The 12,186-nt window shown below is 66.5% G+C and carries 11 protein-coding genes; 10 read left to right on the top strand and 1 reads right to left on the bottom strand.

Features of this window, described 5'->3' with window-relative positions; all coding sequences use genetic code 11:
• Positions 1-90: 90 nt before the first annotated feature.
• A complete protein-coding gene (locus tag ACQR0W_RS08870) occupies positions 91-915 on the top strand; it encodes an RnfABCDGE type electron transport complex subunit D (protein ID WP_316186532.1) in 825 nt (274 codons plus the stop codon).
• Positions 912-2,237, top strand: a complete 1,326-nt coding sequence (locus ACQR0W_RS08865; RefSeq protein ID WP_316170059.1) for a DUF2330 domain-containing protein — start codon at positions 912-914, stop codon at positions 2,235-2,237. Before ACQR0W_RS08870 ends, ACQR0W_RS08865 begins: the two co-directional genes overlap by 4 nt.
• Positions 2,238-2,255: 18 nt before the next feature.
• Here the strand turns inward: ACQR0W_RS08865 and ACQR0W_RS08860 are convergent, their stop codons facing one another.
• Positions 2,256-2,666, bottom strand: a complete 411-nt coding sequence (locus ACQR0W_RS08860) for a VOC family protein (protein WP_315751825.1) — start codon at positions 2,664-2,666, stop codon at positions 2,256-2,258.
• A gap of 112 nt (positions 2,667-2,778) precedes the next feature.
• Here ACQR0W_RS08860 and ACQR0W_RS08855 point away from each other — a divergent pair, with 112 nt between their 5' ends.
• The 8 genes from ACQR0W_RS08855 to rbbA all read left to right on the top strand — a co-directional run bounded on the left by ACQR0W_RS08855 (position 2,779) and on the right by rbbA (position 12,186).
• Entirely contained in the window at positions 2,779-3,753 is a 975-nt protein-coding gene (locus ACQR0W_RS08855) for a Bug family tripartite tricarboxylate transporter substrate binding protein (RefSeq protein WP_315715040.1), read from the top strand.
• A gap of 208 nt (positions 3,754-3,961) precedes the next feature.
• The gene (locus ACQR0W_RS08850; RefSeq protein WP_315715041.1) at positions 3,962-4,255 is read left to right on the top strand and encodes a DUF3551 domain-containing protein; all 294 of its coding nucleotides are present in this window, start codon (positions 3,962-3,964) and stop codon (positions 4,253-4,255) included.
• Between the two features lie 144 nt (positions 4,256-4,399).
• A complete protein-coding gene (locus tag ACQR0W_RS08845; RefSeq protein WP_315715042.1) occupies positions 4,400-5,017 on the top strand; it encodes a hypothetical protein in 618 nt (205 codons plus the stop codon).
• Complete coding sequence (locus ACQR0W_RS08840) at positions 5,004-5,384, top strand: winged helix-turn-helix domain-containing protein (protein ID WP_315715043.1); 381 nt, start codon at positions 5,004-5,006, stop codon at positions 5,382-5,384. Before ACQR0W_RS08845 ends, ACQR0W_RS08840 begins: the two co-directional genes overlap by 14 nt.
• Positions 5,385-5,420: 36 nt before the next feature.
• A complete protein-coding gene (locus ACQR0W_RS08835) occupies positions 5,421-6,164 on the top strand; it encodes a di-trans,poly-cis-decaprenylcistransferase (RefSeq protein WP_315751826.1) in 744 nt (247 codons plus the stop codon).
• Between the two features lie 69 nt (positions 6,165-6,233).
• Positions 6,234-8,180, top strand: coding sequence for a tetratricopeptide repeat protein (locus tag ACQR0W_RS08830; protein WP_316186533.1), 1,947 nt, complete (start codon positions 6,234-6,236; stop codon positions 8,178-8,180).
• A 152-nt stretch (positions 8,181-8,332) separates the two neighbouring features.
• Positions 8,333-9,430 carry an HlyD family secretion protein gene (locus ACQR0W_RS08825; protein WP_316186534.1) on the top strand — a complete coding sequence of 366 codons (1,098 nt, stop codon included), beginning with the start codon at positions 8,333-8,335 and terminating at the stop codon, positions 9,428-9,430.
• 8 nt (positions 9,431-9,438) lie between these two features.
• Positions 9,439-12,186: a ribosome-associated ATPase/putative transporter RbbA gene (gene rbbA, locus ACQR0W_RS08820; RefSeq protein ID WP_315825822.1), complete on the top strand. Its 2,748-nt coding sequence runs from the start codon at positions 9,439-9,441 to the stop codon at positions 12,184-12,186.

The following is a 12,186-nucleotide window of genomic DNA, read 5'->3' as shown; positions in this document are numbered from 1 at the left end:
CCACCTTGCGCCGTCGCGATCAAATCGGGATTGAACCCGTCTCCGTTCGCGGGCGACCAATGGCGCGGCAAGACACGCCCGGAGGTTTGCATGCAGGCCGAGCCACGACCATGGCGGCTGCCCGATGCCCGCTATTTCCAGATCGCGGCATTGGCGACGCTGCTGGCGATCAATTTCGCCATGATCGATTTCGGCGCGCGTCCCGCAGCGAGCGTGGTCGCGGTCGCCATGGCGCTGCTCACGCAAGTGGTCTGCTGCCGCATCTCCGGCGCGCCGCTCGATCTCAAGTCTCCGCTGATCACCGGCCTGTCGCTCAGCCTGCTGCTGCGCGCCGATGCGCTGTGGCTGCATGCGGCGGCAGCCGTGATCGCCATCGGCTCGAAATTCGTGCTGCGCGTCGACGGCAAGCACGTGTTCAACCCGGCGGGGCTGGCGATCGTGGCGCTGCTGTTCAGCTCCAAGGGCGTGTGGATCTCGCCCGGCCAATGGGGGACGGAGATCTGGTTCGCGAGCCTCGCCGGCTTCTTCGCGATCCTGGTGCTCGGCGCCTCTCGACGCGCGGACATCGCATTCTATTTTTTCGCCAGCCATGCCGCACTGCTGCTGCTGCGCGCCGCCTGGCTCGGCGATCCCCTGGCGATTCCGCTGCATCAGTTGCAGAGCGGCTCGCTGCTGATCTTCACCTTCTTCATGATCTCCGACCCGCGCACCTCGCCGGACTCGCGCGTCGGCCGGCTGCTGTTCGCGCTGAGCGTTGCGGTCGCGGCGCACTACCTCACCTTCGCCATGCAGATTCGGCCGGCGCTCTACGTGTCGCTGATCGCGCTGTCGCCGCTCACGCTGCTGCTCGACCGGCTCGTCCCTGAGACCCGCTTTTCCTGGCGTTCGCCCGTTCCCGAAGGAGTGTCGACATGACCCTGCGTTACAGCAAGCTCTTCCGCACCGGCGTCGCGGCCGCCGCGATCCTGGCGAACGCAGCGATGGCGCCCGCGAATGCCTTTTGCGGCTTCTATGTCGCCCAGGCCGACGCGAAGCTGTTCAACCAGTCATCGAAGGTCGTGCTGGCCCGCGACGGCGAGCAGACGGCGATCACGATGGCCAGCGACTTCGAGGGCGACGTGAAGGAGTTCGCGGTGGTCGTCCCCGTGCCGACCTTCATCGAGCGCAAGCAGATCGGCGTGGTCGAGCCGAAGACCATCGACCATCTCGACAAATACACCGCGCCGCGGCTGGTCGAATATCATGATGCCGATCCATGCGCGCCGGTCGTCGTTGCGGCGCGGGCGATGCCGGCGGCGCCGATGATGGCAGGCGCTGTCTACGAAATGACCCGGCGGAACTACGGCGTCACCGTCGAGGCCAGCTACGACGTCGCCGAATACGACGTGCTGATCCTGTCGGCGCAGGAGAGCGACGGACTGACGCGCTGGCTGACCGACAACGACTATCGCATCCCGCAAGGCGCCGAGGCCGTGCTCGGCAGCTACATCAGGCAGGGCATGCGGTTCTTCGTCGCGAAGGTCAATGTCGAGCGGATGAAGGGGATCGGCGGCTCCCTGCGGCCCCTGCAGGTGCGCTACCGGAGCGCCAAGTTCATGGTGCCGCTGCGGCTCGGCACGGTCAACGCCAGGGGACCGCAGGACCTGATCATCTATGCGCTCACCAGGAGCGGCCGCATCGAGGCGGCCAACTATCGAACGGTGAAGATCCCATCCGATATCGATGTTCCGCTCTATGTGAAGGACGAGTTCGGGCCGTTCTACAAGGCGCTGTTCGAGCGGGCGGTCGCGCGCGAGAACATGCAGGCGGTGTTCGTGGAATATGCCTGGGACATGGGATGGTGCGACCCCTGCGCCGCCGATCCCATGAGCAACAAGGAACTGGTCGAGCTCGGCGCGCGCTGGATCGGCAGCGACGATGACACCGCCTTCAGTCTCCGCCGGGGCACGGCCGGAGCCAGCGCCTTCGTGACCCGGCTGCACGTGCGCTACGATGCGAAGTCCTTCCCCGAGGACATCGTCTTCGCCGAGACCAAGGACCGCAGCAATTTCCAGGGCCGCTATGTCCAGCACCATCCCTGGCGCGGCGAGGCGTCCTGTGCCGCGGCGAAGACCTACCGGGACAGTCTCGCCGCACGTTTCGCCACGCAGGCGACGGATCTTGCGCAACTGACCGGATGGTCGCGCAGCGAGATCATCGCGAAAATGGACAAGAGCGGCGAGACCGTGACGAAATGACCTAAGGGCGGCCTCGGCTCAATCCTGATATGAGGAGATCTCGATCAGGCTGCCGTCGGGATCGCGGCAATACACCGAGCGCAGCGTGCCGCGCGCGCCCTGCTTGGCGACCGGGCCCTCCTCGATGGCAATGCCGAGCGCCTCGAGATGCGCCACCACCTCGTCGGGGGTGCTGGTGGTGAGGAAGCAAACGTCGTCGCTGCCGGCCGCGACATGGTCGGCCGTGAACCAATCGACCTTGTCCGCGTCCTTCGGTCGCACGTTGATCTTCTGGTTCCCGAATAGCAGCGACGTGCGCCTCGCCTTGCCTTGTCCGGGATCGAACACCTGGACCGTCATGCCCAGCACCTGTTGGTACCACGCCGTCGTGCGGTCCACGTCGGCGACATTGATGACCAGATGATCGAGCGCATCGACCTTGACCGGCATGGGGCTCTTCCCTCCTGATGGGGCATCGATCTCGCCGCAATCGCGGCACTCTGCTACAATCGATCCCGGCGGCTCGTTAACCGCCGCTCAACGATAATGCCTGAGGAAACGCATGATTTCACGTCGTACCGCGCTTGGTCTGATCGCCTCCGCCGTCCCGTCCATCGCTGCCGTTCGCAAGGCGTCCGCGGCCGACTATCCCACCCGTCCCGTCCGCTTCGTGGTGGGTTATCCTCCGGGCGGCGCGACCGACATCCTGGCGCGGCTGATCGGCCAGCGGCTGTCCGAGACGCTCGGTCAGCAGTTCATCGTCGAGAACAAGCCGGGGGCCGGCAACAATATCGGCACCGATGCCGTCGTGAACGCGGCGGCCGACGGCTACACCGTGCTGCTGGTCAATCCGGCCAACTACATCAATGCGAGCCTCTACACCAATCTCAAGTTCAACTTCGTCCGCGACATCGCGCCGGTGGCCTCGTTCAACCGCGTCCCCAACGTGATGACCGTCAACAAGGACATCGAGGCCAAGAACGTCGCCGAGTTCATCGCCTATCTCAAGGCAAACCCCGGCAAGGTGAACATGGCCTCGTCCGGCAACGGCACCTCGGTGCATCTGTCGGGTGAGATGTTCATGGCGATGACCGGAACCAAGATGCAACACGTGCCCTATCGCGGCGCGGCGCCCGCGATCACCGACATGCTCGGCGGCCAGGTGCAGGTCATCTTCGACAACATGCCCTCCATCATCCAGCACATCCGCTCCGGCTCGTTGCGAGCGCTCGGCGTCACCACGCAGCAGCGTTCGCCGCAATTGCCGGACGTCCAGGCCGTCGCCGAGACCGTACCCGGTTACGAGGCGAGCGCGCTGTTCGGCATCGGCGCGCCGAAGAACACGCCAAAGGAGATCGTCGAGAAGCTCAACAAGCAGGTCAACACCATCCTGGCCGAGCCCGAGATCAAGGCCCGTCTGGTCGATCTCGGCGGCGAGCCGCTGATCCAGTCGCCGGAGCAGTTCGGCGCCCAGATCGCCGCCGAGACCGAGAAGTGGAAGAAGGTCGTCGAGTTCGCCGGCCTGAAGGTCGAATGAGTCGACCTGGCGACGCCGCAATCGCTGGGCCGCGTGCCGCGACGGGTCTTCGATGAGGCGCCGGCCCGCGAGACGGGCGTCGAGGGCTGAAGGTGACGTGCCGCGCATGCGACACGTCACGGCCTTGGTTGGTGATCCGTTCCGCCGATTTGTCGTTTTTTGACCATGCCGGTGTGGTGCAACCCTCCGGCCAAAAGAGGAACAGATCATGCGCAAGGTTATGATGATGGCAGCCGGCCTCGTCGGCGTTGCACTTGGTGGCGGTATCGCGCCGGCCTCCGCAGGCGGTTACGACTATCCCTGGTGTGTGCAGGGCCGAGGCGTCGGTTACCCCGGCGACTGCTCCTATCAGACCTTCGAGCAATGCCGGGCGAGTGCCTCCGGGCGCAATGCAGGCTGTGGCATCAATCCGCGCGTCGCGTTCGATCCTGCCCGCCGCGGCCCCTCGGTCTATGTCGACATGCCGCCGCCGCGCCGCGTGCACCGCTATCAGTATTACTGACGCCTCTACGGAGCGGGTCGGCACGCGCGGCCAAGCGGCTGACGCAGGCGCGCTTCCGGAATCGCGCGGGCTTGCATCGACTTTGCGTTCGTATATACTTTGTATTGCAAAGTTAAACGAGCCGTTCCGGGCCTCAGGTGAGACATGCGCGACCTCGATAAGGCGCTGGCGGACATCATCGCGATCCGCAGCCAGCTTGCGGCGGGCACGGCATTTCGCGGCTACGGGCCGGCGACGATGGCCGCGACCTCGGCCGTAGCGCTGGTCACTGCGCTGCTTCAGCAGCTGTTTCTGCGCGACCCGACGGCCGACGCGTGGACGTTCCTGCTCGGATGGGCGGCGGCAGCCTGCGTGTCGCTGACGATGATCTGGTTCGAGATGCGGGCGCGGTCGCGCCGGCATCATTCCGGCCTTGCGGACGCGATGATTCATCAGGCGGTCGAGCAGTTCCTGCCAGCGGGCATCGCTGGCGTCCTGCTCGCGGTGCTGCTGTGGAAGTTCGCGCCGGAGGCGCTGTGGATGCTGCCGGGCCTGTGGCAGATCCTGATGTCGCTCGGCGTGTTCGCGTCGGTGCGCTCGCTGCCACGCACGGTGGCGCTTGCCGGGGCGTTCTATTTCATGGCCGGCTTCGCCGTGCTGCTGGTCGGCAGCGCCACGCATGCGCTGTCGCCATGGACGATGGGGCTTCCGTTCGCGATCGGACAGGGGCTGATGGCGGGCATTCTGTATTTTGCGACCGGAGAGTCCGATGTCGAAGACTGACGGCAGCGCGCCGTTCTCCTATGACGGCCTCGATCGCGTCATCCACGAGAAGGCACGGCTCGGCCTGCTCACCTCGCTGATGGCGCACCCGAAGGGTCTCGCTTTTGCCGACCTCAAGCAGCTCTGCGGGCTGACGGACGGCAATCTGTCCCGCCATCTGCAGGTGTTGCAGGAAGCCGGTCTCGTCGAGGTCACCAAGGGCTATGAGGGCAATCGCCCACATACCACCTGCCGGCTGACCAAGGCGGGACGCCGCCGCTTCCTCGATTATCTCGCCGTGCTCGAGCGCCTCGTCCGCGACGCCGCGGCGGCTGCCGGCAAGGAACATACGCCATCGTCGGTCGGCCTGATCCCGGGCCGCATCTGAATCGCGCATCGCACTTTTTCGACCTGGAGCTTTGCAATGCAAAGTAGTCTGCAACCTAAATCGCCTGCTGTGGTGGATGGCCTGCATGTCGGCATCATCATGGACGGGAACGGCCGCTGGGCGACGCGCAAGGGCCTGTCGCGGCTGCGCGGGCACGAGGCGGGGGTCGAGGCGATCCGGCGCGTCGTCGAAGCCGCGCCCGACCAGGGCATTGGGACGCTGACGCTGTATGCGTTCTCCAGCGACAATTGGCGACGCCCGCGTGCCGAGGTCGCCGCCTTGATGGCGCTGTTGCGGGTCTATCTCGCCAGCGAGGTGGAGTCGCTGGTACGCAACGGCGTCCGCCTCACCGTGATCGGCCGTCGCGACCGGCTGCCCGGCGGCATCGCCGACGCGATCGGCCGGGCCGAAGCGGCAACCCGCGACGGCAGCACCCTGCATCTGCGCATCGCGGTCGACTATTCGGCGCGCGACGCGATCCTCGAGGCCGCGGCGAAGGCCCGCGAAATCGACGGCCTGACGCGTGCGGCGTTCTCCGACCTCGTGACCGGCGAAGCCGGCTTGCGCGACGTCGATCTGATCATCCGCACCTCCGGCGAGCAGCGGCTGTCCGATTTCCTGCTCTGGGAAGGCGCCTATGCCGAGCTGCATTTCACCCAGCGGATGTGGCCCGATTTCGATGCCGCAGATCTCGCGCAGGCGCTCGCCTCGTTCCGCGGCCGCGAGCGCCGCTTCGGAGGACTCGAGGCGGTGCCGCTGGCGCCGGCACCGGTCGCCTGACGACGGCTCAATCTTTCCGCACATCGGGGAATCATCTACCGCTTGCAGCACGAGCGCAGAGATCCCCTGATGAAGCACAAGCAGCGCCGGCCTGCCGGCAAGCCTCCGGTCAGATCCGGATCGATGGGCCACACCGATAGGCCCGATGCGCTGTGCGCCGCCGCGCTGCGGCTGCTGCGCGCCGGCCGGCTCGCGCAGGCCGAGGATGCGTGCCGCCGCGCGCTGACGCTGGACGCGGCCTCGCTCGACGCGCTGCGTGCGATGGGACAGGTCTGCCTGGCGCTCAAGCGCGCCGATGATGCGATCGAGTGGTTTGCCCGCGCCGTTCGGCAGGACATGTCCGCAGCGGAGTCCTTCGTCGGCTTGGCGCAGGCGCTGCGGGGCTCCGGCCGCGTCGATGAAGCGATCAAGGCCTATGATCGCGCGCTGCAGCTTCAGACGGATGCTGTGGAGAGCTGGGATGCGCTTGGCGAACTGCTGCAACTGAGGGGGCGGCACGCCGAGGCGGCGCTGGCCTGTGATCGGCTGCTGCAGCTCGCGCCCGATCGTGCCGCGACGTGGTTTCGTCTCGGCGAGGTGCTCGAAGCCCAGGGCCGGCGTGACGAGGCGGCGCTGGCCTTCGATCAGGTGGCGCAGCTCAAGCCAGATCACGTCGAGGCGGCCAATAAGGCCGGAGCGCTTCATTTCGATGCCGGCCATTACGAGCAGGCCATCTCGCGCTTCGGGCAGTCGCTGGCAGTGATGCCGGATCAGGCGGGTGTGCTGTACCTGAACGGCATCGCGCTGCGGCGGCTGCGCCGCTACCAGGAAGCCGAGACTCTCGGCCATCGCGCGCAGCTGCTGGCGCCCGACAATCCCGACTTCGCCAATGGCTATGGATGCATCCTGCAGAACCTCGGCCGTCACGATGACGCCGTCGCCATGTTCGACAAGGCGATCGCGCTCCGGCCGCAGACCGCGGATTTCCACAATCATCGCGGCACGTCGCTGGCCGAGCTGCATCGCTTTGCAGAGGCGTTCGAAAGCTTCGATCGCGCCGTCGCGCTGAAGCCTGATCTGGCCGATGCGCATTGGAACGCGGCGCTGTTCCGGCTGCTGACCGGCGACTTCGCCCGCGGCTGGGCGGCGCGCGAATGGGGACGAAAATGTCGCGCCGTCGGCTTCGTCGAGCGCAGCTTCGAGGCGCCGCTGTGGCTTGCGGACGCGCCCCTCGCCGGCAAGACGATCCTGCTCCATAGCGACGAGGGGCTCGGCGACACGATCCAGTTTTCGCGCTACGCCACCCTGGTGGCCGCGCAGGGCGCGCGCGTCGCGCTCGAGGTCGACGCGCCGCTGCAGCCGCTTCTGTCCGGCCTGGACGGCGTGGCGCAGTGTCTTGCCCGCGGCATCGATGCGCTGCCTGCCATCGACTATCACTGCCCGCTGTCGAGCCTGCCGCTCGCCTTCGCCACCCGGCTCGACACCATCCCTGCTGCGCCGTGCTATCTGCCGCGCCCTCCCGAGGCGCGCCGGGCGATCTGGGAACAGCGACTCGGTCCGCATGACCGCTTGCGGGTGGGCCTGGTCTGGTCGGGCAACCCCGCGCATCTCAATGATCACAACCGTTCGATTCCGTTGCCGACGCTCGCGCCGCTGCTCGGGACTGGCGCGCGGTTCGTTAGTCTGCAGAAGGAGCCTCGGCCGTCCGACAAGGCCGCGCTCGCCGCGCGCGACGACATTCTCGATCTCACCGCTGACATCCGTGACTTCGTCGATACGGCGGCGCTGATCGACAATCTCGACCTGGTCATCACCGTCGATACCAGCGTGGCGCATCTGGCCGGCGCGCTGGGCAAGCCGACCTGGATCATGCTGCCCTTCACGCCGGACTATCGCTGGCTGCTCGGTCGTGACGACAGTCCCTGGTATCCGAGCGTGCGGCTGTTCCGCCAGGACGCGCGACGTGACTATGCCGACGTCGTTGCGCGCGTGCGCGAGGCGCTCGCCGCACAGCTCGCGATGGTCAGCGTGTGCTGAACGTTTGAGCATCAACGACGCCATAACTGAAACGTGATCGGCTGGCTGAGCCGCCGGCGCGTGCCGCCCGATGGCGATTGAGCTGCGTCAACGGATTTCTGCGTGCGTATGGCACACGGAACGCCTGCTTCAGCGACGAAGGCGTTTTTGGAATGAATCAGCAGGAATCCGAGCTTGGCAGTGACATCCGGCCTGTTCGTGATACGCATGCTGGACCCGGCGCTGTCGTTCCCTCGTCGGCGCCTGTTCCCGTGTCCCATCAGCCGCGGCGCAGGTGGGCGTTGTGGCCGTTTCTGCTGCTCGTGCTCGCCGTCGGGGCGGCCGGTGGTGGCGGCTACGTCTGGTGGCAGCGCCTGCATCCGCCGCTGCCGGTGGGCATCAGCGTGAGCAACGGCCGCATCGAGGCTGACGAGATCGACATCGCGACCAAATATGCCGGGCGCGTCGCCGAGCTGCGCGCCGATATCGGCGATCGCGTCGAGGCCGGGCAGATCGTGGCGCGGATGGACACGAAGGAGCTGCAGCAATCGCTGTCGAAGGCGCAGGCCCAGGCCGAGCAGGCGCAGCACGTCGTCGACCAGGCCCGTGCCAATCTCGCGCAACTGCAGGCGCAGAAGACGCTCGCCGAGCAGGAGATGGAGCGCACCCGCAGCCTGCTGCAGAGCGGCTGGACCACGCGTGAGCTGGCCGATCAGCGCCAGCAGGCGCTCGACAATGCGACCGCCGGCCTTGCCGGCGCGCAGGCGCGGATTTTCGAAGCCGAACGCGGGCTCGAAGCGGTTCGTCACGACGTGGCGCTCTACACCGTTCAGATCGCCGACAATTCCTTGATCGCGCCGAAGCCCGGCCGCATTCAATATCGTCTCGCCAATGTCGGCGAAGTTCTCGCCGCCGGCGGCAAGGTCTTCACCATGCTGGACATCGGCTATGTCTACATGGACGTGTTCCTGCCGACCGAGGAGGTCGGCAAGGTCAAGATCGGCACCGAAGCGCGGATCGTGCTCGATGCCTATCCGGATCGTCCGATCCCGGCGAAAGTTGCGTTCGTGGCGAGCCAGGCGCAGTTCACGCCGAAGACGGTCGAGACCCGCAGCGAGCGTGACAAGCTGATGTTTCGCATCCGTGTACGCGTCGATCCGGATAGACTGGCTGCGCATGCCGATGCCGTGAGGAGCGGATTGCCGGGCGTGGCGTATGTCAGGTGGAATCCCGACGTCGCATGGCCGGCGCGTCTGCAAGTCTCGCCATGATGGCCGACATGATCGGCGATGCGTCTCCGGTCGCGATGGTCAGGAACGTCTCGCAGCGCTATCGCGGCGTGATCGCGCTCGACAACGTCTCGATCGACATTCCCGCCGGCCGCGTGGTCGGGCTCATCGGCCCGGACGGCGTCGGCAAGTCGTCGCTGCTGTCGATCCTGGCCGGCGCGCGCGCGATCCAGGACGGGCAGGCGCGCGTGCTCGGGGCCGACATGGCGGACCGGCGCGCCCGCACGCAGGTGTGTCCGCGGATCGCCTACATGCCGCAGGGTCTCGGCAAGAATCTCTATCCCGATCTCAGCGTGCGCGAGAACATCGCGTTCTTTGCCCGGCTGTTCGGCCAGTCGAGGTCCGAGCGCGACTGGCGCATCGCCGAGCTGATGGAGGCGACGGCGCTGTCCGATTTCGCCGACCGGCCGGCAAAAAAGCTGTCCGGCGGCATGAAGCAGAAGCTCGGCCTGTGCTGCTCGCTGATCCATGATCCCGATCTGCTCATCCTCGACGAGCCGACCACCGGCGTCGATCCGCTGTCGCGCCGGCAGTTCTGGGACCTGATCGACCGTCTGCGCGCGCGCAGCGCGGCGGGCATGAGCGTCATCGTCGCCACCGCCTATATGGAGGAGGCGGAGCGTTTCGACTGGCTGATCGCGATGAACGACGGGCGCATCCTCGCGACCGGCACGCCGACGGAGCTCAAGGCGCAGACCCACGCGGCGTCGATCGAGGACGCGTTCGTCGCGCTGCTGCCCGACCGGCCGGCGCGCGACCGCGCCGAGATGCCGGCCAAGTCCGAGCTCGACGGCAGCCACGAGACCGTGATCGTCGCGCGCGACCTGACCTGCCGCTTCGGTGATTTCACCGCGGTCGACGGCGTGAACTTCCAGATCCGCAAGGGCGAGATCTTCGGCTTCGTCGGCTCCAACGGCTGCGGTAAGACCACGACGATGAAGATGCTGACGGGGCTGCTGCCTCCTAGCGCCGGCGAGGCGCTGATCTTCGGCCGCTCCATGGAGGCCGGCAATCATGAATCGCGCAGCCGCGTCGGCTACATGTCGCAGGCGTTCTCGCTGTATGGCGAGCTCACCGTGCGGCAGAACCTGGTGCTGCATGCGCGGCTGTTCCATCTGCCGCTGGCCGCTGCCGGGAAGCGGATTGCCGAACTGGTCGAGCGCTGCGACCTCACCGACCATATCGACAGCCTCGCGGCCGATCTTCCCCTCGGCATCCGCCAGCGCCTGTCGCTCGCGGTGGCGATCGTCCACGGACCCGATCTGCTGATCCTGGACGAGCCGACGTCGGGCGTCGATCCGGTCGCGCGCAATCAGTTCTGGCGCCTGCTGATCGAACTTTCGCGTCAAGATGAGATGACGATCTTCGTCTCGACGCATTTCATGAACGAGGCGGCGCGTTGCGACCGGCTGTCGCTGATGCATGAGGGGCGGGTGCTGGCGACCGACACGCCGGACGGCCTGATCCGCGCCAAGGGCGCGCAGACGCTGGAGCAGGCGTTCATCGCCTTCCTCGAGCAGGATGCCGGCGTCGCCGATCCGCCGGTCACGCTGACCCAGGCGCGACCCTATCCACGCCCCGCCGATCGGCCGCGGGACGAGCAACGGCAGGCCGCCGTCAGCCCGCGGCGGCTGCTCGCCTATACGATCCGCGAAGGTCTCGAGCTGATCCGTGACCCGATCCGGCTGATGTTCGCGCTGTTCGGAACGGCGTTCCTGATGATCGTGATCGGCTTCGGCATCTCCACGGACGTCAACAACCTGACCTTCGCCGCGCTCGACCGCGATCAGTCGCCGGAGAGTCGCGCCTATCTGTCGGAGCTCAGAGGCTCGCGCTATTTCGTCGAAAGGCCACCGCTCGCCAACTATGCCGAGCTCGAACGGCGGATGAAGAGCGGCGACATCAAGGCCTCGATCGAGATCCCGCCGAACTTCGGTGTCGACATCAAGCGCGGCCGGCCGGCCTTCGTGTCGGCCTGGATCGACGGCGCGATGCCGTTCCGCGCCGAGACCATCCGAGGCTACCTCGAAGGCACGCATCAGCTCTATCTCTCCGATCCCGCCGTCAAGACGACGCAGCCGTTGCCGGCCTCGCCGGTCAATGTCGAGATCAGGTTCAAGTACAACCAGTCCTTCGACAGCATCTACGCGATGGCCCCAAGCACGATCGCACTGCTGCTCGCGCTGTTTCCGGCCATCCTGATGGCGCTCGCGGTCGTGCGCGAGAAGGAGCTGGGGTCGATCACCAATCTCTATGTCACGCCGGTGACGCGGCTCGAATTCCTGCTTGGCAAGCAGCTGCCTTACATCGCCGTCGCGCTGGTGAATTTCGCGCTGATGTACGTGATGGCGATGGTCCTGTTCCGAGTCCCGCTCAAGGGCGCCTTTCTGCCGCTGATGGTCGGCACCTTGGTCTACGTCGTCACCACGACCGGCTTCGGCATGCTGATCTCGACCTTCTGCCGCACCCAGATCGCGGCCCTGTTCGGGACCGCGATCCTGACCGTGCTGCCGGCCACGCAATTCTCGGGCATGCTGGTCCCGGTGTCGTCGCTGTCCGGCGTGGCCAAGCTGATCGGCATGGTCTTCCCGATGACGTACTACCGCCCGATCGCGGTCGGCACCTTCACCAAGGGGCTGGGCTTTGCCGATGTCGGCGCCGACATCCTGATCCTTTTGATCTTCATTCCCGTCCTGACCGGGTTCAGCCTGGCGATGCTGCCGAAGCAGGAGGCGTGA

It is taken from the genome of Bradyrhizobium sp. HKCCYLRH1034, assembly GCF_051168375.1.
Taxonomy (GTDB): domain Bacteria; phylum Pseudomonadota; class Alphaproteobacteria; order Rhizobiales; family Xanthobacteraceae; genus Bradyrhizobium.
Note: the sequence above shows the minus strand (reverse complement) of the source record. Positions and strands in the feature narration are given on the sequence as shown.

Bases quoted from the DNA above. Each gene is read 5' to 3' on its own strand.
- ACQR0W_RS08870 (WP_316186532.1), top strand. From the start codon at position 91: ATGCAGGCCGAGCCACGACCATGGCGGCTGCCCGATGCCCGCTATTTC.
- ACQR0W_RS08865 (WP_316170059.1), top strand. From the start codon at position 912: ATGACCCTGCGTTACAGCAAGCTCTTCCGCACCGGCGTCGCGGCCGCC.
- ACQR0W_RS08860 (WP_315751825.1), bottom strand. From the start codon at position 2,666: ATGCCGGTCAAGGTCGATGCGCTCGATCATCTGGTCATCAATGTCGCC.
- ACQR0W_RS08855 (WP_315715040.1), top strand. From the start codon at position 2,779: ATGATTTCACGTCGTACCGCGCTTGGTCTGATCGCCTCCGCCGTCCCG.
- ACQR0W_RS08850 (WP_315715041.1), top strand. From the start codon at position 3,962: ATGCGCAAGGTTATGATGATGGCAGCCGGCCTCGTCGGCGTTGCACTT.
- ACQR0W_RS08845 (WP_315715042.1), top strand. From the start codon at position 4,400: ATGCGCGACCTCGATAAGGCGCTGGCGGACATCATCGCGATCCGCAGC.
- ACQR0W_RS08840 (WP_315715043.1), top strand. From the start codon at position 5,004: ATGTCGAAGACTGACGGCAGCGCGCCGTTCTCCTATGACGGCCTCGAT.
- ACQR0W_RS08835 (WP_315751826.1), top strand. From the start codon at position 5,421: ATGCAAAGTAGTCTGCAACCTAAATCGCCTGCTGTGGTGGATGGCCTG.
- ACQR0W_RS08830 (WP_316186533.1), top strand. From the start codon at position 6,234: ATGAAGCACAAGCAGCGCCGGCCTGCCGGCAAGCCTCCGGTCAGATCC.
- ACQR0W_RS08825 (WP_316186534.1), top strand. From the start codon at position 8,333: ATGAATCAGCAGGAATCCGAGCTTGGCAGTGACATCCGGCCTGTTCGT.
- rbbA (WP_315825822.1), top strand. From the start codon at position 9,439: ATGATCGGCGATGCGTCTCCGGTCGCGATGGTCAGGAACGTCTCGCAG.